The sequence below is a fragment of the Ruegeria sp. AN11 genome (genome assembly GCF_056536005.1).
On record NZ_JBQFJD010000001.1, the window covers coordinates 1,601,084 to 1,625,535 of the forward strand.

Annotated in this window: 24 protein-coding genes; 13 read left to right on the top strand and 11 right to left on the bottom strand. The window is 58.3% G+C overall.

The features are described from left to right. Nucleotides 1-122: 122 nt before the first annotated feature. The 8 genes from ACR3EQ_RS07920 to ACR3EQ_RS07955 all read right to left on the bottom strand — a co-directional run bounded on the left by ACR3EQ_RS07920 (nucleotide 123) and on the right by ACR3EQ_RS07955 (nucleotide 6,940). On the bottom strand, nucleotides 123-791 hold the full coding sequence (locus tag ACR3EQ_RS07920) for a helix-turn-helix domain-containing protein (protein WP_170619471.1): 669 nt from the start codon (nucleotides 789-791) through the stop codon (nucleotides 123-125). After that, a complete protein-coding gene (locus tag ACR3EQ_RS07925) occupies nucleotides 791-994 on the bottom strand; it encodes a helix-turn-helix domain-containing protein (RefSeq protein WP_170609766.1) in 204 nt (67 codons plus the stop codon). The genes ACR3EQ_RS07920 and ACR3EQ_RS07925 overlap by 1 nt, the downstream gene beginning before the upstream one ends. 84 nt (nucleotides 995-1,078) lie before the next feature. Continuing rightward, nucleotides 1,079-1,807, bottom strand: coding sequence for a hypothetical protein (locus ACR3EQ_RS07930; protein ID WP_170619472.1), 729 nt, complete (start codon nucleotides 1,805-1,807; stop codon nucleotides 1,079-1,081). Beyond that, entirely contained in the window at nucleotides 1,800-2,924 is a 1,125-nt protein-coding gene (locus ACR3EQ_RS07935; protein WP_480491748.1) for a tyrosine-type recombinase/integrase, read from the bottom strand. Before ACR3EQ_RS07935 ends, ACR3EQ_RS07930 begins: the two co-directional genes overlap by 8 nt. A gap of 215 nt (nucleotides 2,925-3,139) precedes the next feature. Then, nucleotides 3,140-4,282 carry an N-acetylglucosamine-6-phosphate deacetylase gene (nagA, locus tag ACR3EQ_RS07940; RefSeq protein ID WP_170815579.1) on the bottom strand — a complete coding sequence of 381 codons (1,143 nt, stop codon included), beginning with the start codon at nucleotides 4,280-4,282 and terminating at the stop codon, nucleotides 3,140-3,142. After that, a complete protein-coding gene (locus ACR3EQ_RS07945) occupies nucleotides 4,279-5,307 on the bottom strand; it encodes an SIS domain-containing protein (protein WP_170609759.1) in 1,029 nt (342 codons plus the stop codon). The genes nagA and ACR3EQ_RS07945 overlap by 4 nt, the downstream gene beginning before the upstream one ends. Nucleotides 5,308-5,328: 21 nt before the next feature. Continuing rightward, the gene (locus tag ACR3EQ_RS07950; RefSeq protein WP_170609757.1) at nucleotides 5,329-6,078 is read right to left on the bottom strand and encodes a GntR family transcriptional regulator; all 750 of its coding nucleotides are present in this window, start codon (nucleotides 6,076-6,078) and stop codon (nucleotides 5,329-5,331) included. After that, entirely contained in the window at nucleotides 6,065-6,940 is an 876-nt protein-coding gene (locus ACR3EQ_RS07955) for a glucosamine kinase nucleotide-binding domain-containing protein (protein ID WP_480490285.1), read from the bottom strand. Before ACR3EQ_RS07955 ends, ACR3EQ_RS07950 begins: the two co-directional genes overlap by 14 nt. Before the next feature lie 167 nt (nucleotides 6,941-7,107). Here ACR3EQ_RS07955 and ACR3EQ_RS07960 point away from each other — a divergent pair, with 167 nt between their 5' ends. The 6 genes from ACR3EQ_RS07960 (at nucleotide 7,108) to ACR3EQ_RS07985 (ending at nucleotide 13,132) form a co-directional block, all read left to right on the top strand. Further along, nucleotides 7,108-7,995 (top strand): N-acetylmuramic acid 6-phosphate etherase, encoded by an 888-nt coding sequence (locus tag ACR3EQ_RS07960; RefSeq protein ID WP_480490287.1) that lies wholly within the window; start codon nucleotides 7,108-7,110, stop codon nucleotides 7,993-7,995. A gap of 24 nt (nucleotides 7,996-8,019) precedes the next feature. Next, nucleotides 8,020-9,273 carry an ABC transporter substrate-binding protein gene (locus ACR3EQ_RS07965; RefSeq protein ID WP_480490289.1) on the top strand — a complete coding sequence of 418 codons (1,254 nt, stop codon included), beginning with the start codon at nucleotides 8,020-8,022 and terminating at the stop codon, nucleotides 9,271-9,273. Between the two features lie 71 nt (nucleotides 9,274-9,344). Then, nucleotides 9,345-10,259 carry a carbohydrate ABC transporter permease gene (locus tag ACR3EQ_RS07970; RefSeq protein ID WP_170609749.1) on the top strand — a complete coding sequence of 305 codons (915 nt, stop codon included), beginning with the start codon at nucleotides 9,345-9,347 and terminating at the stop codon, nucleotides 10,257-10,259. Between the two features lie 10 nt (nucleotides 10,260-10,269). Then, on the top strand, nucleotides 10,270-11,109 hold the full coding sequence (locus tag ACR3EQ_RS07975) for a carbohydrate ABC transporter permease (protein WP_170609747.1): 840 nt from the start codon (nucleotides 10,270-10,272) through the stop codon (nucleotides 11,107-11,109). Beyond that, nucleotides 11,106-12,140, top strand: coding sequence for a Gfo/Idh/MocA family protein (locus tag ACR3EQ_RS07980; protein ID WP_170609745.1), 1,035 nt, complete (start codon nucleotides 11,106-11,108; stop codon nucleotides 12,138-12,140). The genes ACR3EQ_RS07975 and ACR3EQ_RS07980 overlap by 4 nt, the downstream gene beginning before the upstream one ends. Continuing rightward, nucleotides 12,137-13,132 carry an ABC transporter ATP-binding protein gene (locus ACR3EQ_RS07985; RefSeq protein WP_170609743.1) on the top strand — a complete coding sequence of 332 codons (996 nt, stop codon included), beginning with the start codon at nucleotides 12,137-12,139 and terminating at the stop codon, nucleotides 13,130-13,132. Before ACR3EQ_RS07980 ends, ACR3EQ_RS07985 begins: the two co-directional genes overlap by 4 nt. Before the next feature lie 146 nt (nucleotides 13,133-13,278). Here the strand turns inward: ACR3EQ_RS07985 and ACR3EQ_RS07990 are convergent, their stop codons facing one another. Together ACR3EQ_RS07990 and ACR3EQ_RS07995 are read right to left on the bottom strand one after the other, a co-directional pair. After that, on the bottom strand, nucleotides 13,279-13,860 hold the full coding sequence (locus ACR3EQ_RS07990; protein WP_480490291.1) for a tetratricopeptide repeat protein: 582 nt from the start codon (nucleotides 13,858-13,860) through the stop codon (nucleotides 13,279-13,281). A gap of 12 nt (nucleotides 13,861-13,872) precedes the next feature. Continuing rightward, nucleotides 13,873-14,361, bottom strand: a complete 489-nt coding sequence (locus ACR3EQ_RS07995; RefSeq protein ID WP_170609741.1) for an Lrp/AsnC family transcriptional regulator — start codon at nucleotides 14,359-14,361, stop codon at nucleotides 13,873-13,875. Between the two features lie 102 nt (nucleotides 14,362-14,463). Here ACR3EQ_RS07995 and putA point away from each other — a divergent pair, with 102 nt between their 5' ends. Genes putA through ACR3EQ_RS08010 form a run of 3 tightly spaced genes read left to right on the top strand, consistent with a single transcriptional unit; the run spans nucleotide 14,464 to nucleotide 19,019 of the window. Then, complete coding sequence (gene putA / locus ACR3EQ_RS08000; protein ID WP_170619475.1) at nucleotides 14,464-17,865, top strand: bifunctional proline dehydrogenase/L-glutamate gamma-semialdehyde dehydrogenase PutA; 3,402 nt, start codon at nucleotides 14,464-14,466, stop codon at nucleotides 17,863-17,865. Between the two features lie 42 nt (nucleotides 17,866-17,907). Then, nucleotides 17,908-18,651 carry a rhomboid family intramembrane serine protease gene (locus tag ACR3EQ_RS08005; protein WP_170609737.1) on the top strand — a complete coding sequence of 248 codons (744 nt, stop codon included), beginning with the start codon at nucleotides 17,908-17,910 and terminating at the stop codon, nucleotides 18,649-18,651. Further along, entirely contained in the window at nucleotides 18,648-19,019 is a 372-nt protein-coding gene (locus tag ACR3EQ_RS08010) for a GFA family protein (protein ID WP_170609735.1), read from the top strand. The genes ACR3EQ_RS08005 and ACR3EQ_RS08010 overlap by 4 nt, the downstream gene beginning before the upstream one ends. Here the strand turns inward: ACR3EQ_RS08010 and ACR3EQ_RS08015 are convergent. Continuing rightward, nucleotides 18,995-19,834, bottom strand: a complete 840-nt coding sequence (locus ACR3EQ_RS08015) for an IclR family transcriptional regulator (protein ID WP_170609733.1) — start codon at nucleotides 19,832-19,834, stop codon at nucleotides 18,995-18,997. The two genes, ACR3EQ_RS08010 and ACR3EQ_RS08015, sit on opposite strands and share 25 nt — an antisense overlap. A 199-nt stretch (nucleotides 19,835-20,033) precedes the next feature. On the opposite strand from ACR3EQ_RS08015, the gene bhcA reads away from it, so the two are divergent. The 4 genes from bhcA (at nucleotide 20,034) to bhcD (ending at nucleotide 24,431) form a co-directional block, all read left to right on the top strand. Next, the gene (gene bhcA / locus ACR3EQ_RS08020) at nucleotides 20,034-21,224 is read left to right on the top strand and encodes an L-aspartate--glyoxylate aminotransferase BhcA (protein WP_480490294.1); all 1,191 of its coding nucleotides are present in this window, start codon (nucleotides 20,034-20,036) and stop codon (nucleotides 21,222-21,224) included. 9 nt (nucleotides 21,225-21,233) lie between these two features. After that, on the top strand, nucleotides 21,234-22,205 hold the full coding sequence (bhcB, locus tag ACR3EQ_RS08025) for a beta-hydroxyaspartate dehydratase BhcB (protein ID WP_170609729.1): 972 nt from the start codon (nucleotides 21,234-21,236) through the stop codon (nucleotides 22,203-22,205). An 11-nt stretch (nucleotides 22,206-22,216) separates the two neighbouring features. After that, the gene (bhcC, locus tag ACR3EQ_RS08030) at nucleotides 22,217-23,380 is read left to right on the top strand and encodes a 3-hydroxy-D-aspartate aldolase BhcC (protein WP_170609719.1); all 1,164 of its coding nucleotides are present in this window, start codon (nucleotides 22,217-22,219) and stop codon (nucleotides 23,378-23,380) included. An 85-nt stretch (nucleotides 23,381-23,465) separates the two neighbouring features. Beyond that, entirely contained in the window at nucleotides 23,466-24,431 is a 966-nt protein-coding gene (gene bhcD, locus ACR3EQ_RS08035) for an iminosuccinate reductase BhcD (protein ID WP_170609717.1), read from the top strand. Nucleotides 24,432-24,452 lie beyond the last annotated feature (21 nt).

Consider the following 24,452-nt stretch of genomic DNA (forward strand, 5'->3'; position numbering starts at 1 on the left):
CAGCCCTAAGTGCACAATTCGTGGGACCCCCCCCTTAAAAGTTTCACGCGAAAAAATCTGACTACCCCCACCGGTCCCTAGCTTTTAGCCCTAAGACTTTTGATGCCCCCCCAAGGAGACCTTCATCGAGTTGGCGACGGTGCAGTACCAATGCTCTGTCCTTTGCTGAGAATGACTTCGCCAAAGAACCGAACATACCGATCTGCTTCTTCAGATTTTGGGAAACGTGCCGGCAAAGCAATAGAACCATCCTTTCTCAGCAATTGCACCAACGCCTCAAAATTGAAGGCGGTCTTGGCAGTTACGAACGCTTCCCATTCACGAAGAGCAGATGCGTCTCTTTCGTCGAACCAATGATACGCACCACCACATGTCGCACCGAGCTTGATTTCTATGTTCTTTCCTATGTTCTTATTTTGCGCGACAACGTTGTCGCCTTTCCGGTACAGGTCTGTCGCCCTTTTGCGTATTTCAATGTCGTGTTCAGTGTCGCGTTCGGCATCTCGCGGCACGCTGATCTGAAATGTGCGACGAACGCCGCGTCGACGAACACGCGTGATCCAACCGCACACTTCGAGTTCCCGAAGATAACGCTGGATGCTGCGCTCATGAACGCCAAACGCGCTGGCGAGCGTTGTATTTCTGGCCCAGAAGCAACCATTCGCTTTTGACACAAACTGATCGCAGACGAACATTGCAAAGTGCTTGGTTCGTGGTGCCAGATGAGCTGAACTTTGAATTCGCCTCTTCCAATGGTAGCGAAGTTTCGTAAATGGAGCCGTTCGAGCCATTAGCCCTCTCCCCCGACACCTTCGCTTCGCGAAATCATCCACGCATCGAGATCAGAGCGCTTGTAGCGGATGGATCGTAAACCGATCCGAATAAACCTCGGTCCCGTAACGCTACCGATACCCATGCGCAGTTTTGCGAGATAGCTTTGGCTTATTCCGGTGTATTGAGCAGCTTCTTGTGTTGTCAGATAGTGCGCCTGCATGGCCTTGCTCCTTTGAGTATGTCTAGGAACAAAAAAGGCGTAGGTGGCATTTTCGTCATGGGTCGTCAGAAAGAAAGAATCCTTCTAACGACCCACATGTTTTTTCCAGCCTCTAAATGCCGACGTTGGAAGCTCTTCAATACCAAACACCTCGAACATATCGCACAGGAATCGATAGAATGGACCACCTTCATTCATCGCTTTAGGAACTCGGATTGTGTCTGGGTGGCGCTCACAAAGCCTGACACAAGCCGAGACTAAGCGCCAAGCTTCAATTGCCTTCTTCCCGACCGGCTTGCCCTGAGCAGCAGCAGTTTCAGCATCTTTAATCAATTCAATATAGTAGCGAAGTCTCTTGAAGAACTCTACTTCGGCCATCATCGCCTTCCAATGTGGTGTTTCTTCAATTGCATCGTTTAACCAGACGTTACGAACATCAGCCACTTTGTTTTGATTTCGCAAACCACTCCGATTCAATGCGCCGATGCGAAACGCATCACTGACGGGCGTAGGAAGCCGATCCAAGATTTCTCCTGCTTCGTTTAGGCGTGTTCTGAGCCTAGCGAGGTCTTCCAGAGCCTCTTTAGATGACCAGAACTCGTCTAGTTCATGAGCTTGGTCGAAATTTAGGTAATGGGCCATCCAGCCATAGCTTTCGTTATCAAAGCGTTCGTACTTATCAAAGTGCTTTCTCAGGAGGCGAATTAACTCCGTATTGAATTCGCTGGGCTCACTACTAAACTCCGCTGGATATGGCATATCCAATTCAGGTAAGTCGGAATCGACAGGCCAAATCCAATCCCGCTTAGACATTACAATCCACCGCGTTCCTCCTTGTCCTGCGGGTCAATTCCCGACACACAGAATCCATCGCTGGTGTGAGGGCGTCTAGCGACGGCTTCACGTAGCGCTGACCGGTGATTGATAGCGGCGTGTGATTGAGAAGGCGTCCTACAATCTCTTCCAATATTCCAGCCTCCATGGCGACCGTCGCGAATGTCCGACGATGGGAATGAATGGACCATTGCATACGCTGGAGCCCTTTCAAATGGCCACTCGGTGACTTCGGAGAGGGAAAGACCCATTGGTGATGAAGGCCCCGTAAAGGAGCAAGTATCTCGTGATGCACTTGCGATATGGGGAGATCAAAACTGCGCCCGTTCTTGGTCATCGGCAAATGTATGTGATCTTTCTGCACGTTCTTCCATTCGAGCGTCAGTGCCTCGGTTTTGCGAAGCCCTGTGAACAAGAGCAATTCGTAGAATACCCTGTGGATCGGGTTGTAGAGCTCATCAACGGCCTCGCGCCACGCGTTCAAATCCTCAATTATCGAGCCATTTGGTTGTTCCTCATACCACTCTATGGCCATCGTTGGGCTTTCCGGCAGATCATGCACCCGCCGCGCGTGATTCCAGACTGTCCGAAAGTACTTCAAAGTGTGATTTGCGGAGGACGGTGTCGCGGCCATCGACCTATGGCGCTCAACCACCATGGATTTTGTGATCTCATTCAGCGGCAGGCGTAGCCAATCTTTCAAATGAAGCTCGAACTGCTGCCGCAACCCGGACCGGTGGGCCTCAGACCGAAGCTTTGGACGTGCCAGATAAGTTTCCATAGCTGTCTCAAGAGTGGGTGCTCCAATCTGCAGTTGCCTGCCTGCTCCCCTGCCCCAGTCCAACGCAAAACCCAATGCAGTTTGTCGTGCGACGTCCGCAGAGATCAGAGGGTGCCGGCCGATTAAAACCCGCCGGGTTTGCCCTCCGACATCTTTCTGGAAGTACCAGGTTTTGGACTGCTTGCCGACGAATAGAACGAGCCCTTTGACCTCGCTATCCCAGTGCTTGGCAGTGCCCTTTTTTGTCTGTGGAACCTTGCGGGCGAAGGTCTCTGTGAGCTTTGGCGTTTTGTCAGTTTTTTGTCGGAAGTGAATTGAAACTCAAGGAAACTCGAGGAACGAGTATCAATCAAATAAATACATAATATGAATGGCTTGGCAACTGCAGGAATGCCTGGGAAACTCATAACGCTTGCTTGGAAGGCTGAGGTAATAGCCAGTATACGACGCCCGCTCAGCAGGTGGCGGTTTAAGCGATGCATCTGACCGCGTCAAGCGCAGTTCGCCGGGTGGAAATCAAAAAACCTGCCTCAGGCAGAGGGCAGGCTTTTGGACAACCACGTACAGGATTTCAGGTCAGAAGATATCCGGATCATTGTGTCCGCCTGCAAGGGCGCAGGCGGCAACCCGATTTTCCGTGCAGGTGTTGTAGTCGCGGCCACAAGAGCGTCCTGCAAGGGCACACCGACCTGTTCAACCAGGGTTCTGACAGCGGTCGTCAAATCCAGATCGGCGCCAGCCAAAGTTCCATCGCCAAGGGTCAGCCGCCCATCTGTGCGCGTAATGCGACGCCCCTCCAGTTTGAACTCGGTTTGATCCGTTCCAGCCACAGCCATTGCATCACTGACAAGAAAGATCCGGCCGGGTCCGGTTTTGGCAGCCCAGGCGGTCCGCATCACTTCGGGATGCACGTGGATACCGTCGGCGATCAGACCTGCAGACAAACCCCCATTGGCCAAAGCTGTGCCAACAAGGCCAGGCTCGCGATTGCCCATCTGGCTCATCGCGTTGAACAGATGAGTGACGCAAGATGCCCCAGCTTTGGCATAGCGCTGGCAGGTTTCGAAATCCGCATCGCTATGGCCCAGCGACACCAATGCGCCGACCTGCTTAAGTTCCATGACCTGTTCCAGTGTCACTGCCTCGGGGGCGAGCGTCACTTTCAGGCATGGCAGCAACTCGGCCGCCCTGATCAGCGCATCAAGGTCCGCATCCCCCATGGACCGGATCAAAGAAGCGTCATGCGCCCCTTTTCGGGCAACCGACAGGTGCGGCCCTTCCAGATGAAGGCCGGCAATGCCGGGAACCCCTGCCCGGATCGCCTGAACAGCGGCCTCGATGGCAGCCGCCGTCTTCTCTGCCGTGTCGGTGATCAGCGTCGGCAACAGATGCGACACACCAAGCCGCTTGTGTGCCGCAGCTATCCGGCCAAGAGTTTCGACGGAGGGGTCGTCATTGAACATCACCCCGTCCCCGCCGTTGACCTGAAGGTCGACATATCCGGGGCTCAGGATATCTCCGCCCAGATTAACGATGACCCCTTCGCCCGATGCATCCGGTTCGCGTCCAAGAATAGTCAGGTTCCCACCGACGAGCCGCACCGGCCGATCACTCAGCAACTGCGCACCGTCAAATATTTTTCCGTTTCTGAATGTTATCGCGCTGGCGCTCATACCGTCTCGGTCACTTTCTTCAGGTGTCGCGGGGTATCGGGATCAATTCCGCGATTGTCAGCTACGGCTTCGACCATGCCATAAAAGGCCGTGATCGCCGTTATCGGATCTGTCAGCCAGTGATCGGTGCGCACAACCGGCAAAGGTTCGGCCCGTTTGACCTTGTCCGTCGCTGCAAACACGGTCGCACCTTTTTCTGCCAGCGCATCGGCCGCTTCAGCCGCATTTTGCTCGGCGGCGTCGCGGGCGGCAAACACAATCGTTGGAAACCCCTCGTCGACAATGGAGACAGGTCCATGCAGCACTTCGGCGGCCGAGTAGCTTTCGGCGTGGATTTGGCAAGTTTCCTTGATCTTGAGGGCGGCTTCGTTGGAGATCGCCAGCGAGGGTCCGCGGCCAAGAGTAAACAGCGACCGCCCGTCGATGGCCGCGGCTGCGGCAGACCAGTCACATCGCGCGGCGGCGGCCAGATGATCTGGCAGCGCGTGAATGGCGCGCAACAGCGCACCATCGCCCTTGATCTCGGCCAGCAGCCACAGCCCGGCAACAAGCGATGTTACAAATGTCTTGGTGGCCGCCACGCTCAGCTCGGGGCCCGCGTGGATCGGCAACACCGCGTCCGCCACCTCGGCCAGGCGCGATTCTGTGTTGTTGGTGATCGCCATTGTAAGCGCGCCTGACGCCTTGAGCGATCGGGTCATTCCGACGATATCCGGGCTTTGACCTGACTGGGAAACCGACAGGCACAGTGTTCCGTCTGCTTTCAGATCAACGCCATAAATTGAGCTGACGGAAGGCCCGACCGAGGCCACCGGCAAACCCAGCAGTAGCTCGCTGGCGTATTTCAGATAAGTGCAGACATGATCGGACGAACCGCGCGCCACTGACACCAGAAAACGCGGATCGGCATCGCGCGCCAGTTGGGCCGCCGTCTGGATCTGGGCCGCGCCCTGAGACAGCAGCCGTTCGACCGCGTCGGGAATTTCCAGAATCTCCCGGCGCATTTTTGTGGTTTCTGCGGACATAAGAGTACCGGCCTTTCCGTGTTACAACCGCAATTCGGCTACGAAATCGTAGGCGTCACCGCGATAGAGGGATCGGGTCAGTTCCGCGACCCGTCCGTTTTTCAGAAATGATATGCGTTCTATGTTCAGCCCTGCTGCGCCTTCGGGAACAGCCAGCAAATCCGCTTCGCGCGCCGCCAGGTTAAGGGCTGAAATCTTCTGCACCGCACGAACCGGGCGATGCCCCAGATCGTCGAGCACTTCATACAGGGATGTGGTCACTTCGATCGGGTTGGGCAGGATGTCCAGCGGCAAGGCTGCCCGTTCCAACGCCAGCGGTCGGCCATCGGCCTCGCGCAGGCGATAGATACGGGAAATCTGCTCGCCCTCGGACAGGTTCAGGGCGTTCACTTCCTCGGCAGACGGCTCGAACACTCCGCGCTCCAGCCATTTCGAGGTGGTTTGCATGCCCCGGCTGGCCATATCCTCAGTGAAAGATGTCAGGTGCGTCAGCGACTGCTCGACACGGGGCAATCGCTGGCGAATGAACGAACCCGAGCCCTGCCTTTGCTCGATGACGCCTTCCTGCACCAGCTCCTGAATGGCCTTTCGGATGGTCACGCGCGAAAGATCTGTTATTTCAACCAGTTCCCGCTCGGAAGGCAGCGAAGAGCCCGGCGGCAGCACGCCCGTATCGACACCTTCCTGCAATCTGCGTCGCAGTTGCACATAACGGGGACCGTTGTCGCGGCCCAGCCACGCATCGGGGCGCAGGAAATCAGTTATACTCATGCTGAACCTCCCTCGCCAGTTCCAGTGCCCCTGCCATAGGCTCTCCCAATGGCGGGCGAATGCAGGATTGCATGTCCGGCGGCAGATAATCGGCATAGTGCTTTGCAATACCGCCGGTCAGGCAAATCGTGACGCCGCTTTGCCAGCCCAATTGACCAGCGGTTTCCACGACATAATCCGCCCCTGCCCGCATGATCCGCACGGCGGCGACGTCGCCGTTTCCGGCAGCTTTCGTGACTTGGGGCGCGAGTTCGCCGAACTGAAATGGTGTGGCCCTGCCGGCAAACTGCACGATACCGGGCGCGCCCCCAAGATCGGACAACAGGCTTCGCGTCAGGTCGGACCGGGTATGAACGCCATCAAGTGCGCTCAGCGTTCGGGACAATGCTTGCCGGCCAACCCATTGCGCCGATGCCTCGTCACCAAGAACGGGGCCCCAGCCACCCGCGAACCGCATGACGCGGTTCCGCTGCGACGCCAGGAACGAACCGGTTCCGCAATGGACCACGACGCCATCCTGCGCGCCCAGCGCGCCCCGAACCGCAGCAGGCCTGTCGTCTTCGACACGCGCGCAGGCAAACCCCACCGCATCTCTAAGTCTTTGTGCCAAAGCGGCATCTGTCACACCGGCGAGACCGACAAACGCAGGCAGGCCGATCAACGAACGGGGATCAACGCCAAGCTTTCCCGCCAACGCGTCAAGCCCGGCCCGAATCTGACCCACGGCACCATTAAAATCCGTCGAAACATTCGCAGAGCCAGCTTCAACCTGACAGACACTTCCCGCAATGGCGCAGGCAACGCGGCATCGCGTTCCACCACCATCCACGGCCAAAACAGCATCTGCAAGGGACTCAGTCATGACAATACCATTATAATACCTTTAAGCTTTTTGAAAGACTGAATTAGACCGAAATCAACAAGAAACTGCCAATTATCGCGCCAAGCGCCGGCAAATCATGAAAAAAATAAAGTCTTGGACAATTGGTATTAAATAGGTATTGTAAACCGATCAACAGGGGGAATCCTTTGACGCTGCCATCAACAGAACAAGTGCACAGCGCTGCCGCCAACCTGGATTCGGGCGACCTTTCCGCCTCGGCATTGCTGCTGGCCGAGGGCCAGATAGCGGCGGCGCAATCCGTACGTGACGCGGCCGATGCGATCGCAAAGGGTGCGCACGCAATGGCACGGACGATTCAGGCAGGCGGAGTTCTGCATTACACTGCCGCCGGATCTTCCGGCCTGATGGCCGCAGCAGACGCGCAGGAACTGGGCGGAACCTTTTCGATACCGTCCAACCAACTGCGCATTCATATGGCCGGTGGCCTTCCAACCGGGGTGGAAATGCCCGGTGACGCCGAGGATCTGCAGGACGGGCTTGACCAGGCTTTCAGCGCGTTAGGCAAGCGTGACACGGTCATCGCGGTCTCAGCCAGCGGCTCAACCGCCTATACGGTGGCAGCCATCGAGATTGCCCGTGCGCGCGGCGCCTGCGTGATCGGTATTGCCAACAATACCGGCAGCCCACTTTTGCAGAAGGCCGACATTCCGATCCTGCTGGCAACACCGCCCGAACTGGTTTCGGGTTCGACCCGCATGGGGGCCGGAACCGCGCAGAAGATCGCCCTGAACATGCTGTCCACGCTGATGGCGCTGGAACTGGGTCATGTTCACGACGGCATGATGGTCAACTTGCACGCCGACAATGACAAGCTGCGCGCCCGGGCCACCGGCATCGTTTGCCGCATCGCCCGCGTCCACAGCGAAACGGCCAACCGGGCGCTGGCGATTGCAAAAGGCGAGGTAAAACCCGCCATTCTGATCGCGGCGCTTGACCTGACATTACTCGAAGCAACCGCGCGACTGCGCAATGCAAATGGAAACCTGAGCGCCGCACTGGCGCAGGACACATGACTGCTAACCAACTGGGAGAGAGAAATGACATATAGAAGTCTGAAACTGGCCTTGCTCGGCTTGACGCTGGCCGCGACCGGCGCCATGGCCGAGGATGTGACGCTGACCATCGAAAGCTGGCGCAATGACGACCTGACTTTGTGGCAAGAGCAGATCATTCCGGCGTTCGAGGCCGCAAACCCGGGCATCAAACTGCAATTCACCCCGTCGGCCCCGGCAGAATACAACGCGGTTCTGAACTCGAAGCTCGATGCAGGTTCGGCCGGAGATCTGATCACCTGCCGTCCTTTTGACGCTTCTCTGGCCCTGTACGAAGCTGGTCACCTGACCGATCTGTCCTCGGTCGAGGCGATGAGCAACTTCTCGGACGTGGCCAAGTCCGCGTGGCAGACGGATGACGGCTCGGCCAGCTTCTGCGTTCCGATGGCGTCGGTGATCCATGGTTTCATCTACAACAAGGATGCGTTTGCCGAACTGGGTATTGAAGTCCCAACCACAGAAGATGAATTCTTTGCCGCGCTCGACAAGATCAAGGAAGACGGCAGCTACATCCCGATGGCGATGGGCACCAACGACCAGTGGGAAGCCGCCACGATGGGCTATAACAACATCGGTCCGAACTATTGGAAAGGCGAAGAAGGTCGGCAGGCCCTGATCGCGGGCGAGCAGAAACTGACCGATGAGCCGTGGACAGCCCCCTACGCCACTCTGGCACGTTGGAGCCAATATCTGGGCGACGGGTACGAGGCGCAGACCTATCCTGACAGCCAGAATATCTTCACGCTGGGCCGCGCTGCGATCTACCCTGCCGGTTCATGGGAGATTGCCGGTTTCAACTCGCAGGCGGATTTCGAAATGGGCGCGTTCAAGCCCCCGGTCCAAAATGCGGGCGATACCTGCTACATCTCGGACCACACCGATATCGGCATTGGCATGAATGCTGCCACCGAGCATCCCGAAGCGGCAGAAACCTTCCTGGCCTGGGTCGCAAGCCCCGAGTTCGCCGAGATTTTCGGCAACGCCGTGCCCGGCTTCTTCCCGCTGTCAAACACTCCGGTAGAACTGCAGGACCCGCTGGCCAAGGAATTCGTCGGCTGGCGCGACGAGTGTGAATCGACCATCCGCTCGACCTATCAAATCCTGTCGCGCGGCACGCCGAACCTTGAAAACGAAACCTGGGGCGCATCGGTCGCCGCCATCAAAGGCGCCAGCACCCCCGAGGAACTGGGCGCAGAACTGCAGGAGGGTCTGTCCTCCTGGTACGCGCCGCACCAGTAAGTCTGGCCTCAACCTTACCCGGGCGGCGATGATCGCCCGGGTATACCCGACACTCCATTGAAAGCAGTCCGATGAACCGCCCCCGCTTCCGCTGGCATATCGTTGTTTTTCTGGCACCCGCAGTGCTGGTTTACACCGCAGTGATGATCTTTCCGCTGTTCAACACGCTGCGTCTGGCGCTTTACACCGAAATCGATCAGAGCCGCGTCTTCGTTGGATTGCAGAATTTCCAAACGCTGTTTTTCGACCCCATATGGTCTGAACAGTTCTGGAACGCATTGGGCAATAATTTCTGGTTCTTCCTGATCCACATGCTGGTGCAGAACCCCATCGGGATCGCGCTGGCCGCCCTGCTCAGCCACCCGCGCCTGAGATTTGCAGCATTGTACCGGTCGGCCATCTTCATCCCCACGATCCTGAGCTTCGTGATCGTCGGGTTCGCTTGGAAGCTTATCCTGTCACCGATCTGGGGCATCGCGCCGTCCATGTTGGACGCCATCGGCCTCAAGTCTCTTTACGCACCGTGGCTGGGGAAAGAGGAATACGCGTTGACCACGCTGGCGCTGATCTCGGTCTGGCAATTCGTGGGCATCCCGATGATGCTGATCTACGCCGCCCTACTGACCATTCCGGAAGAAATTCTCGAGGCCGGAGAGATCGATGGCATCACCGGTGCCGCCGCATTCTGGAAAATCAAACTGCCGCTGATTCTGCCGTCTATCGGCATCATCTCGATCCTGACATTCGTTGGTAATTTCAACGCGTTCGACCTGATCTATGCGGCCCAAGGCGCACTGGCGGGGCCTGATTTCTCGACCGACATTCTGGGCACTTTCATGTACCGCACCTTCTTCGGCTTCCAATTGCAATTGGGCGATCCGCATATGGGGTCCGCAATAGCCGGTGCGATGTTCGCCATCATCCTCGTCGGTGTCTGCATCTACCTGTTCGGCATCCAGACCCGGATGCGCCGGTATCAACTGTGAGGGGCAAGCGATGAACAAGGCACGTCATAACCCCCTCAATATGTTCGCGATGCACGGCGCGCTGATCCTCTACACGTTGATTGCACTGTTCCCGGTCTTCGTGATCCTGATCAACAGCTTCAAATCCCGCCGCGCCATCTTTCGCGAACCGCTGGCTTTGCCGAATTCGGAAAGCTTTTCGATGATCGGCTATGAGACGGTGATGAAGCAGGGGGATTTCTTCCTTTATTTCCAGAATTCGATGATCGTCACCGTGGCATCGCTGTTCTTCATCCTGCTGTTCGGCGCCATGGCGGCCTATGCGCTGTCCGAATACCAGTTCAAGGGCAACCTGGTGATGGGCCTGTACCTGGCGCTTGGGATCATGATCCCGATCCGCATCGGCACTGTCGCAATCCTTGAGATGATGGTGGCAACAGGGCTGGTGAACAGCCTCTGGGCGCTAATACTGGTCTATACAGCGCAAGGTTTGCCGTTGGCGGTGTTTATCCTGTCCGAGTTCATGCGACAGGTCAGCGATGACCTGAAGAATGCCGGCCGCATCGACGGGCTGTCGGAATACACGATCTTCTTCCGGCTGGTGCTGCCCCTCGTCCGCCCTGCCATGGCAACCGTGGCCGTGTTCAACATGATCCCGATCTGGAACGACCTCTGGTTCCCGCTGATCCTTGCCCCGGCTGAAGAAACAAAAACGCTGACGCTGGGCAGCCAGGTCTTCATCGGTCAGTTTGTGACCGATTGGAACGCGGTTCTGTCAGCGCTGTCCATGGCGATCCTGCCGGTGCTGATCCTGTACGTCATCTTCTCGCGCCAGTTGATCCGCGGCATCACTTCAGGAGCTGTCAAATGACCCGAGTTCTGATTGCAGGCCTTGGCAATATGGGGCTGAGCCACGCGCTGGCTCACCACCACCACCCCGACGCCCAGATCGTCGGGGTGGTGAACCGGTCCGGCCGTGTAGATCACCCCGAGCTTGCCGGTTATCCGGCTTATTCGGACTTCGCAGCGGCGCTGGCCGAAACAAAACCAGATCTGGTGGTGGTCGCCACCTACTCGGACAGTCACGCCGACTACGCCTGCGCGGCGATGGAAGCCGGTGCGCATGTGTTCGTTGAAAAGCCTCTTGCCACCAACGTCGCTGACGCACAGCGCGTGGTTGAAACCGCCACTCGACTGAACCGCAAACTGGTCGTCGGGTATATCCTGCGCCACCACCCTTCATGGATGCGGCTGATTGCCGAGGCGCGTGATCTGGGCGGGCCTTATGTGTTCCGCCTAAACCTGAACCAGCAATCTTCGGGCGCAGAATGGGAGACTCACAAGGCGTTGATGCAGACCACCTCGCCCATCGTTGACTGCGGCGTGCACTATGTCGACGTGATGTGCCAGATCACTGACGCGCGCCCTGTCCGCGTGCATGGCATGGGCTTGCGCCTGTCCGATGAGATCGCGCCTGACATGTACAATTACGGTCAGTTTCAGGTGATCTTCGACGATGGATCGGTCGGCTGGTACGAAGCGGGCTGGGGCCCGATGATGTCCGAAACCGCGTTCTTTGTGAAAGATATCGTTTCCCCCAAAGGGTCCGTTTCGATCACGGACGGCAACAAGGGCGCTTCCGCCGATATCGATGGCCATACGAAAGTCGGCGGGCTGCTGGTCCACACGCCGGAGGGAGACCGCACAATCGAAATGCCCGATGAACCCGGCCATCAGGAGCTTTGTGACGCTGAACAGGCCTATATGCTGCGCGCTATTGCCGAAGACATCGACCTGACCCGCCATATGACCGACGCCGTACAGTCGCTCGCCATCTGTCTGGCCGCGGATGAAAGCATCCGGACCGGCCAACCCGTTTCCCTTGAGGAGCCCGCACAATGACCGCTCTGACCCTGACCAATGTAAACAAATCATTTGGCAATGTGCATGTCCTGAAAGACATCACGCTTGAAGTTGAAGAAGGTGAATTTGTCGTCTTCGTCGGCCCATCAGGTTGTGGCAAATCAACCTTGCTGCGTGTGATCGCTGGGCTCGAGGATGCATCCTCGGGCCAGATCAGCATCGGCGGCCAGGAGGTCAACCTTGTTCCGCCCTCCAAACGCGGGATCGCTATGGTGTTCCAGAGCTATGCGCTCTACCCTCACCTCAGCGTGCGCGGAAACATGACGCTGGCGCTGAAACAGGAAAAACAGCCCAAAGCGGTGATCGAAGAACGCGTCGCCAATGCCAGCCGGATGCTGAACCTTGAGCCGTATCTGGATCGTTTTCCGTCTGAACTGTCAGGTGGCCAACGGCAGCGTGTCGCCATCGGCCGGGCGATCGTCCGCGAACCCAAGCTGTTTCTGTTTGACGAACCGCTTTCGAACCTGGACGCCGCGCTTCGCATGAACACAAGGATCGAGATCGCCAACCTGCATCGCGCTCTGGATGCATCGATGATCTACGTGACCCATGATCAGACCGAGGCCATGACGCTGGCCGACAAGATCGTCGTTCTGCGCGACGGTCGGGTCGAACAGATCGGCAGCCCGATGGAATTGTACAATAACCCGGCCAACCAGTTCGTTGCTGGCTTTCTGGGCTCACCCTCGATGAATTTCCTGCCGGAAGATCTGGTCCATGGCGAAGGGCAGAACACCATCGGCATCCGTCCCGAAGACCTGTTCCTGTCCGATGGCGGCCCCTTGGCCGCACGCGTGAGCCACGTGGAAAAGTTGGGCGGCGATACGAATGTCATTGCAAAAGTGCATGAGCATTCGGTGACAGCCCGGTTGTTCGGCCAACATGCTATTTCGGAAGGCGAAGAACTGCACCTGTCGTTCTCTCCGGAAAAAGCCTATCGGTTTGACAGCGACGGAATGCGCCTTCGGTGACGCGGTGCCAACAACGTGTTCGTATAACTGCCGAAGATAGCAATCGGTACCATTCGAAAAAGCCTTCTGCCAAACGCATCGAAGAAGGTTTCCAGGGCATTCAGTTTTTCAAGCCGCCCCGGATATTTTCACTGGATGACCAAATATCAGATATCCTCGCCCGGAGGTTCCAGCGGTCCGCCCGGCCCGGCCAGATGACGCTCGGCCAGCCACGGATTTAGAACCAGCGCTTCATCAAGCGCTTCACGCGCCTGATCTATTCTGTGTAACCCAAGCAGTGTCAGCGCCCGGCCGCTGATCGCCGCGACATGGTTGGGCGAAAGCTCGATTGCCCGGTCAAGGTCAACCAGGGCCGCCTTGAAATTGGAACGCAGATAATTTGCGAAAGCCCGTTGATTGTAGCCTTCGGCGTAGGATGGGCAATAATCAATCAACCGATCAAATTCCTGTATCGCGCCTGACAGATCGCGACGTTGGATGCGCGCCATGCCGCTGTCCAGCATGGCTTGTGCATCTTCATCGGGCGCATCCCGCCACAACTCCCACATCAGGCTAGAAATCTCACGCGCGGCCTGTTCGCTTGGTGCCTGTTGAACCTGCGAGATCAGCAGGTCGACGTCTTCGACATGGTCGGGCGCTGGCGGACATTCTTCAGCGTTGGCAACCGAAGCGGCCAGTACGGCAATCAGAGGCAGGGCATGAAGTTTCATCTGCCAATGATGGTGCATCCCGCGGTTTCGTCAACCGATCCTTTCGATGGCCCCGGACAATCCGGTTTCCTTCACGGCCTCCATCGCGACAAAAGTCGATGTATTCGCCACATGTGGCAGGGACGAGATCTTTTCCGCAAGGACCGCCCGGTATTCAGACATGGACCCTGTGCGGACTTTGAGAAGGTAGTCGAAGTTCGAGGCGATCATATGCGCCTGCTCGATCTCGGCCACCCGGCGCACCGCCGCGTTGAACTCGGCCAATGCCTTTTCTCGCGTGTCGGACATGCGTACCTCGACGAACGCGACATGATCCAGTCCAAGGCGGATAGGATCAAGCAAGGCGCGATAGCCCGTGATGATGCCTTCAGCCTCAAGCCGTTTCAGCCGCGCCTGTGTCGGCGATTTCGACAATCCGATCCGCCGAGCCAGATCCGCGACGGATACCCGTCCGTCCTCTGCCAGAATCGTCAGAATTGACTGATCGAACCGATCAATATCCAAAAAGTCTTTTTGCATCGCACTTACCCGAAAATACGGTCCATTTACCCAAGTATTGCCAAAAATCAGGCGATTGTCCCGAAATTTCGACGGTATACTCATCAAAAGCCCGGAGGAAAGATGTCACACAACCTGCGCTCTGTCATCGACAGCCAAACTTATGCCGATCAGAACACCGTACTGGAACGCCTGACCGAACAGGCAAACCTGACGGTTGCCGACCGAAACGCCATATGCGCGGCGGCGGCGCAACTGGTGCGTGATATCCGATCCAGCACATCGCCGGGCATGATGGAGGTGTTTCTGGCCGAATACGGCCTGTCCACTGATGAGGGCATCGCGCTTATGTGTCTGGCCGAAGCCCTGTTACGCGTCCCGGATGCCGACACGATCGATGCGCTGATCGAAGACAAGATCGCACCGTCGGACTGGGGCAAGCATCTGGGCCACTCCTCGTCCTCGCTGGTCAATGCGTCGACCTGGGCGCTGATGCTGACGGGCAAAGTGCTGGATGAAGACAAGGCCTCGCCCGTGGGTGTGCTGCGCAGTGCAATCAAGCGGCTGGGTGAACCGGTGATCCGAACAGCAGTCGGACGGGCGATGAAAGAAATGGGGCGCCAGTTCGTTCTGGGCGAAACCATTCAGTCGGCCATGTCGCGCGCCAAAGGGATGGAGACGAAGGGCTACACATATTCCTATGACATGCTTGGCGAAGCCGCCCGGACCGAGGCGGATGCGGCGCGTTATCACCTGTCCTATTCCCGCGCCATCACCGCGATTTCCGATGCCTGCACCCATGACGATATCCGTGCCAACCCCGGCATTTCAGTGAAACTGTCCGCTCTGCATCCGCGCTATGAGCTGGCGCAGGAACAGCGGGTGATGGATGAACTCGTTCCCCGCTTGCGCGCGCTGGCATTGCTGGCTAAAGCCGCGGGGATGGGTCTGAACGTGGACGCGGAAGAAGCAGACCGCCTGTCCTTGTCGCTGCAAGTGATTGAGGCTGTCATGTCTGAACCCGCATTGGCGGGTTGGGACGGCTTCGGCATCGTTGTTCAGGCCTACGGCCCCCGCGCCGGGCTGGTTCTGGATACGCTTTATGAAATGGCCGAACGTCACGACCGCAAACTGATGGTGCGGCTGGTAAAAGGCGCCTATTGGGATACCGAGATCAAGCGGGCTCAGGTCGAGGGCATGAACGGGTTCCCCGTCTTTACTCGCAAAGCCGCAACCGACGTCTCGTACATTGCCAACGCCCGGAAGCTTCTCGGCATGACGGACAGGATTTATCCGCAGTTTGCCACGCATAATGCCCACACCGTCAGCGCGATTCTGCATATGGCCGACGACCAGCCGTACGAGTTCCAGCGCCTGCACGGCATGGGCGAAACCCTGCACCGGATCGTCAAGGACAAAAGCAACACGCGCTGCCGTATCTACGCCCCGGTTGGCGCGCATCGCGATCTGTTGGCCTATCTGGTGCGGCGGTTGCTGGAGAACGGTGCGAACTCGTCCTTCGTGAACCAGATTGTGGATGAGGACGTCCCCCCGGAAGAAGTTGCGGCCGACCCGTTCGTATCCATTGAACACGCTGTCACGCCGCTGACCACCGGTCCCGATCTGTTCCAGCCCGAGCGAAAAAACTCGGTTGGGTTCGACCTGCATCACACGCCCACGCTGGACAGGATCGACGCCGCAAGGGACAAGTTCCGGGCCCATCACTGGTACGCACGACCCCTGCTGTCCGACAACGCTGCGCCCGAAGTGGATGAGCCGGTCATTAACCCGGCGCAACCGATGGACCGGCCCGGAGCGGTTGCCCCCGCCAGCGCAGACGATGTCGAACTGGCCCTTGCCTCAGCGGCGCCGTGGCAGGCCCCTGCTTCCGAGCGCCAGGAAACCCTGAACAGGGCTGCAGATCTTTATGAACAAAACTTCGGGGAACTGTTTGCCCTGCTGGCACGGGAAGCCGGTAAGACCCTGCCCGACGCGGTAGCGGAGCTGCGCGAAGCTGTCGATTTCCTGCGCTATTATGCGGCCAACATTCCCGATGCCAAACCGGCAGGAACCTTTACCTGCATCAGTCCGTGGAATTTTCCGCTGGCGATTTTCTCGGGTCAGATTTCGGCGGCACTGGCGACCGGCAACGCCGTTCTGGCCAAACCCGCTCCGCAAACGCCGCTGATCGCCCATCGGGCCGTGCAATTGCTGCACGAGGCCGGTGTGCCCCGCGATGCCCTGCAATTGCTGCCGGGTGGGCCGTCGGTTGGCACAGCTCTCACCTCTGACCCGCGGGTATCCGGAGTGGCCTTTACTGGCTCGACTGCGACGGCACTGAAAATCCGCGCCGCCATGGCAGAAAACCTGCGCCCGGGCACGCCGCTGATTGCGGAAACCGGCGGTTTGAATGCGATGATCGTCGACAGCACCGCGCTTCCGGAACAGGCCGTACAATCCATCATTGAAAGCGCGTTTCAGTCCGCTGGCCAGAGGTGCTCGGCCTTGCGCTGTCTCTATGTGCAGGAAGATATCGCCGACGACCTTCTGAAAATGCTCAAGGGTGCCATGAATGCCCTGCAATTGGACGATCCGTGGCTGATTTCGACTGACAGCGGCCCGGTGATCGATGAAACCGCGCGGCAGGGCATTGCCGACCATGTGGCCCGCGCCCGCGCCGACGGCCGCGTATTGAAAGAAATGCCCCTTCCGCCCGAAGGCACATTTGTTGCTCCGACCCTGATCGAAGTGTCAGGCATAGCCGCACTGGAGCGCGAGATCTTTGGACCCGTTCTGCACGTCGCCCGCTTTAAGGCCGCCGAAATCGATCAGGTGATCGCGGATATCAACGCGACCGGCTATGGCCTGACATTTGGCCTGCACACCCGGATTGACGACCGTGTTCAACACGTGACCGAGGCGGTGCATGCCGGAAACATCTACGTCAATCGCAACCAGATCGGCGCGATTGTCGGCTCGCAACCATTTGGAGGAGAAGGGCTATCCGGCACCGGCCCAAAGGCGGGCGGGCCAAACTACATGGCGCGATTCTGCGCGCCGGACAGACAGAAAAGCCCGGGTCAATGGGACTCAATCATGACAACGCTGCCCAAACCCGAAGGACAAGCCGCGCCAACTCGGACGCGCTCCCTGCCCGGCCCGACCGGCGAATCCAACCGCCTGAGCGAAACACCCCGCGCGCCCCTGCTGTGCATGGGACCCGATGAAGACGCCACTCGGGCACAGGCGGAGGCTGTAAAGGCCCTTGGCGGCACCGCCATCTGCGCAACCGGCAACCTGGACCTGCACCGGATCGAAAACCTGACCGGGATTTCGGGCGTGTTGTGGTGGGGTGACGAAGAAACCGCCCGGCAAATCGAACGCCTTCTGGCGCGACGGGACGGTCCGATCCTGCCCCTGATCCCGGGCTTGCCCGACCGCGCCCGCGTGTTGGGAGAGCGCCACGTCTGCGTCGATACAACCGCCGCCGGAGGAAACGCGGCCCTTTTGGGGGGTGCGGCGTAAGCATGTCTTGACGCTGGGCCGGGAAAAGCCCAGCGTCGCCCCATGTTTCCGATCCGAGATCATAACCCTTCGGGGCGCACGCCGTATGTCGTCTATATTCTGATGGCGGCCAATATCCTGATTTTCCTCAGCTATGTCGGCGTTATGGACAACGCGCGACTGATCAACCAGCTTTACTACGACTATGCAGTCATCCCCGCGCGCATCACGGACGGGTTCAGCTTTGAAACCCTGGTGACCTCGATGTTCTTGCATGGCGGCTGGATGCATCTGGCGGGGAACATGCTGTTTCTGTGGATCTTCGGCGACAATCTGGAAGACGAGATGGGCCACCTGCCCTTTCTGCTATTCTATGTACTGTCGGGCATCGGAGCAGGCCTGATTCATGTCCTGACCGCGCCAGACTCCATCGTGCCGACCATCGGAGCCTCTGGCGCCATTGCCGGTGTCATGGGCGGTTACCTCTTGCTGTTCCCCAAAGCGCGGGTCGATGTTCTTCTGATCCTGATCATCTATTTCCGTGTCTTCACCATTCCTGCCTTTATCATGCTGGGCATCTGGCTTGGGATGCAGTTTTTGGGTAGCCTGGCCAGCAATCCTGATGAGGGTGGTGTCGCCTACTGGGCGCATACCGGCGGCTTTGTGGTCGGATTGGTGCTGTGCATTCCGGTTTGGCTGCGCCGGGGCGGACCCGGTTTCTGGAACCGGACCCATGGCCACCCGCCCCACCCCGAACACAAGTACAAGCTGACCCAATCCCGCATTCCGAAAGTGCCTCGCAGATGACCAGAATGACAGCCACCTGCCATTGCGGCGCAGTCGAAATCGAGGCCGAGTTTCCTGAAGGCCTGTCCTCGGCCGCCCGTTGTGATTGCTCATTCTGCCTGCGGCGCGGTGCAGCGGCGGTCACTGCGACCACCGAAAGTCTGCGCGTATTAAAGGGTGCTGGGAACCTCAGCCTGTACACCTGGGGCACGCACACGGCCAAGCATCACTTCTGCAAGACCTGCGGCATCTACGTGTATCACCAGCGCCGGTCCGACCCCGCCGAATGCGGCGTCAATCTGGGTTGTATCGAAGGCGGCAATCCCCGCGCGCATGGGCCAATACCTTGGAACGACGGCGTCAATCACCCGTCTGACAGATCGGAGTGATCCGGTGTGCGCCCCCCGCTCAGGAACGTGATTTCAGCAGCGGCCTTTTTCACAAGGTCTGCAAGTTCCGGCGCACGTGTTTCGTCAAACCGCACCGACGGGCCAGAGACAGATATTCCCGCGCAGGGTTCACCCCGGTCATTGTAGATCGCGGCACCGATGCAGGACATGCCCTCATACCGTTCTTCCCTGTCCAGCGACCAGCCACGCCTGCGCGTTTTGGCCAAATCCAGCAACAACTGCGGTTCGGGCACCTGCGTATGCTGGGTGAAGGCGGTCAGTTCCGTGCCGCGCAGGACTTTTTGCAGGGAAGCTTCCTTCATGGCTGCCAGTATGGCTTTGCCAGTTCCTGACGCATACATAGGTGTTCGCGCCCCTGGCGGAAAGAACGCGCGGATCGGGTTCGATGTTTCAACCTGCCCGACAAAGACCACCTCGGCGCCATCCGGTACCGCCAGATTGGCCGTTTCCCCACTGTCCTGCATGAGACGGCGCAAAATCGGGCGGCCGATCTCCAAAACACTGTTGCGCCGCAAAAAGGATGCGCCGGTCCGGTAGGCTTCGATCCCGATCATCCATTCCTGCCGTTCATCGTCAAAAGTCACATAGCCGTGCTTTTGCAGGGTCGTCAGAATCCTGTGTGTCGTGGCCGTGGGCACATCGATTTCACGGGCCAGATCGCTGAGGGCCGCGCGTTCGAAACGGGCAACCGCGCTCAGAACGCCCAGCGCGCGGTCCAGCGATTGCATGGTCCCGGCAGAACTTTCCTTGAACAGGGATTTTGGTCTGCCGCGTGGCCGTTTTTGACTGTTCATTTCTGTTTCCTGTTCGCAGTTTCGCCTGGCCATAGATTGGAAATTTTCAGGCCATATTCCGGCTTACAAATTTGAGAAACTAAAAAACTCATAATTTCAGGGCATTACATATTTAATTGCAAAAATGAAAATATTTTTCAAGAAAATTGCAAGCTAACGCCTGCGCAGTCACAATTCTGACAAAGCGGAGGACTCAGTCATGTCAAACCAGAATCCGGTCTTCATACCCGGCCCGACCAACATCCCCGATCGTCTGCGTCTGGCCATGCATGTTCAGACACAGGATCACCGTGCGCCGGATTTCGTCGAAACCTTTGCCCCCGTGCTGGAGGACACAAAGAAGGTGTTCGGCACCACCGATGGCAAGATCATCACATTCCCGGCCAGCGGAACCGGAGGGTGGGAAGCGTCGATAACCAACACGCTCAGCCCCGGCGACAAGGTTCTGGTCGCGCGCTATGGCGTTTTCAGCCACCGCTGGATCGACATGTGCGAGCGGCACGGGCTGGACGTACAGGTCATTGAATGCGCCTGGGGCAGCGGCGCGCCGGCGGATCAGTTCCAAGCCGCCCTGGCTGCAGACACGAACCACCAAATCCGCGCTGTACTAGTCACTCACAACGAAACGGCGACCGGTGTGCGCTCGGACATCGCAGCGGTTCGCAATGCCATGGAGGCGGCCGGCCATCCGGCGCTTTTGATGGTCGATTGCGTCAGCTCGCTTGCCTCGATGCCGTTCGAATTTGATCAATGGGGAGTCGATATCGCCGTGTCGGGCTCGCAAAAGGGGTTCATGCTGGCAACCGGAATGGCGATCCTGTGCGTCAGCCCCAAGGCGTTGGAAGCGATGCAATCCGCGAAACTCCCGCGCACCTTTTTTGACTTCCGCGACATGCTTGCGGCCAACGCATCCGGCGGCTTTCCATATACCCCGCCCCTGCAACTGATCTACGGTATGCGGGAAAGCCTGAAAATGTTGTTCGAAGAAGGGCTCGAAAATGTCTACGCCCGCCATTTCCGTCTGGCCGAGGGCGTTCGCCGGGCCGTGGATGCGTGGGGGCTGAAGCTGGTGGCGCAAAGCCCGGATCTGTTTTCGGATACCGTCAGCGCGGTTTATGTTCCCGATGGGTTCGACAGTAACGCCCTGACCGACCACGCCTTCAACGCCTATGGTGTCTCGTTCGGAGTTGGTCTGGGGCAACTAAACGGCAAGGCGTTCCGTATCGGGCATCTGGGATCGCTGACCGACGTTATGGTTCTGTCTGGCCTTGCCACGATCGAGATGGCCATGGCCGATCTGAACTACCCCATCAAACTGGGCAGCGGTGTTGCCGAGGCACAGGATTACTATCGCAGTGGTCCGTCCGGCCATGCTCAGGCTGCAGCGTAGGAGGCGAAGATGCTGGATCAAGTCACCGCAGCCGATCTGACCATCGCCGACATGCGCGCGGCGCATGAGCGGATCAAACCCCATATCCGCCGCACTCCGGTCATGCGTTCGGAATATCTGGATGACCTCACCGGTGCGCAGTTGTACTTCAAATGCGAGAACTTTCAGGAAGCCGGCGCCTTCAAGGTACGCGGTGCGTGCAACGCCGTATTCGGGCTGAGCGAAGAGAAGTCCGCCAAGGGCGTCTGCACGCATTCCAGTGGCAACCACGCCCTGTCCCTGTCCTATGCGGCGGGCCGGCGAGGCATTCCGTGCAACGTGGTCATGCCCCGCACTGCACCGCAGGCCAAAAAGGACGCGGTGCGCCGCTATGGCGGTACGATCACCGAATGCGAGCCGTCGACTTCGTCCCGCGAAGCAACGTTTGCCGAAGTACAGGCCCGAACCGGTGGCGAGTTCGTGCATCCCTATAACGACCCTCGCGTCATCGCGGGTCAAGCGACATGTTCGGCGGAATTGCTGGAACAGACGGATGGCGTGGATGCCGTCATTGCCCCGATCGGCGGGGGCGGCATGGTGTCGGGGACTTGCCTGACCGTCTCCAACCTGGCCCCGGAAACCGCGATTTACGCGGCTGAACCGGAACAGGCTGATGACGCATATCGCTCGTTCAAAGCCGGTCGGATCATTGCAGATGACGCGCCCAAGACGGTGGCCGACGGCCTGCTGGTGCCCCTCAAAGAAAACACATGGCATTTCGTTTCAAACCACGTGACCGACATTTTCACCGCGACCGAGGATGAGATCATCGATGCGATGAAACTGACATGGAAGTACCTGCGCGTGGTGATGGAACCTTCGTCGGCGGTGCCGCTGGCGACCATTCTCAAAAACCCCGAAGTGTTCCGGGGCAAACGCGTCGGGGTGATCATTACCGGCGGAAATGTGGATCTGGACAAGCTTCCCTGGCTGGCAGGGTAAGGAGGATGACAATGAACAAACCTTTGAACATGGACGAACTGGAAGTCGGCTTTGACGTCCCCGCCGCCATTGGCATGGATGAAAGCGAAATCCAGACCCCCTGCCTGATCCTGGACCTTGACGCGCTGGAGCGGAACATCCGCAAGATGGGCGACTATGCCAAGGCACACGGGATGCGCCACCGGGTGCATGGCAAGATGCACAAATCGGTGGACGTTGCCAAACTGCAGGAAGAGCTCGGCGGCGCGGTTGGCGTGTGCTGCCAGAAAGTGTCCGAGGCCGAGGTGTTTGCCCGCGGCGGCATCAAGGACATTCTGGTGTCAAATCAGGTGCGCGACCCGGCCAAGATCGACAGGCTGGCGCGACTGCCAAAATATGACGCCCACGTCATCGTCTGTGTGGATGACATCGACAACGTCGCCGATCTGTCCGCCGCGGCAGTGCGGCACGGAACGGAACTGAGTGTTTTTGTCGAAATCGACTGCGGTGCGGGGCGCTGCGGTGTGACGACAACAGCGGATGTGGTTGCGATTGCGCAAGCCGTTGATGCCGCTGACAACCTTAAGTTTCTGGGCATTCAGGCCTATCAGGGCGCAATGCAGCACATGGACAGTTTTGACGATCGCAAAGCCAAGCTCGATGTTGCAATCGCCATGGTGGCGGATGCGGTGCAGGGGCTGAAGGCCGTCGGACTGGAACCTGAACTGGTTTCGGGCGGTGGCACGGGGTCTTACTACTTCGAATCCAATTCTGGCGTTTACAATGAACTTCAGTGTGGGTCCTACGCCTTCATGGATGCCGACTATGGCCGGATCCTCGACAAGGACGGCAATCGGATCGATCAGGGGGAATGGGAGAACGCATTCTTCATCCTGACCAGCGTGATGAGCCATGCCAAAGCCGACAAGGCGATCTGCGATGCAGGTCTCAAGGCCCAGTCAGTCGATAGCGGGCTGCCCTTTATCTATGGGCGCGACGATGTGGAATACATCAAATGCTCGGATGAACACGGGGTGATTTCCGATCCCGACGGAGCGCTGAAGGTGAATGACAAACTGCGGCTGGTGCCTGGCCATTGCGACCCGACGGCCAACGTCCATGACTGGTATGTTGGTGTGCGCGACGGCAAGGTTGAAACGCTGTGGCCGGTTTCTGCCCGTGGCAAAGCCTACTGACCGGTATCCAATCTGACGGACGGGGCAGTTTACAATCTGCCCCGTTTGCTACGTTCTTCGCCAACACTCAGGAAAGGCGCAAACGATGTACATCGTTCCCGAAAAGGAAATCGGAGCCCTGATGGGCCGAAAGGAAAGCTATGCGGCTGTCGAACAGGTATTTGCCGCGATGGCGTCAGGGGATGCATACAACTTTCCGGTTGTGCGCGAAGCCATTGGCCATGCGGATGCGCTATACGGGTTCAAAGGCGGATTTGACCGGGCAAGTATGACATTGGGCCTGAAGGCCGGGGGATACTGGCCCAACAATCTGGAAACGCACGGTGTGATCAACCATCAGTCCACCGTTTTCCTGTTTGACCCGGATACCGGACGGGCAAAGGCAATGGTTGGTGGCAATCTGCTGACCGCCCTCAGAACCGCAGCGGCCTCGTCCGTGTCGATCAACCATCTGGCCCGGAAGGATGCCAAGGTGATTGGCATGGTTGGCGCAGGGCATCAGGCTGCCTTTCAACTGCGGGCGGCGCTGGAACAGCGCAAGTTTGAAAAGGTCATCGGCTGGAACCTGCATCCGGAAATGCTGCCCAATCTCGCAAAGGTTGCCGAAGACGCGGGATTGCCGTTCGAGGCCGTGGACCTGCCGGGTCTGGCCGAAGCGGATGTGATCATCACCATCACGTCGTCCTTCGCGCCTTCACTACTGTCGCAACATGTGTCGGATGGCACGCATGTCGCGTGCATGGGCACCGACACGGTTGGGAAACAGGAAGTGGAAACGGATCTGATCATTCGCGCCAGTGTCTTCACGGACGAAGTCGCGCAGGCGGTGACGCTGGGTGAGTGCCAGCACGCGGTCGCGGCTGGGGCAAAATCCGAAAAAGACATTCGTCAGATCGGCGAGGTCATCAACGGCACGCATCCGGGCCGCACCTCGGCAGAGGAGGTCACGTTATTCGATGGTACAGGTGTGGGACTGCAGGATTTGGCCGTCGCCAGCGCGGTGGTCGATCTTGCGATCGAAAACGGCGTCGCCATCGAAGTCGACTTCTGAAACGAGAAACGCGCCCTGATT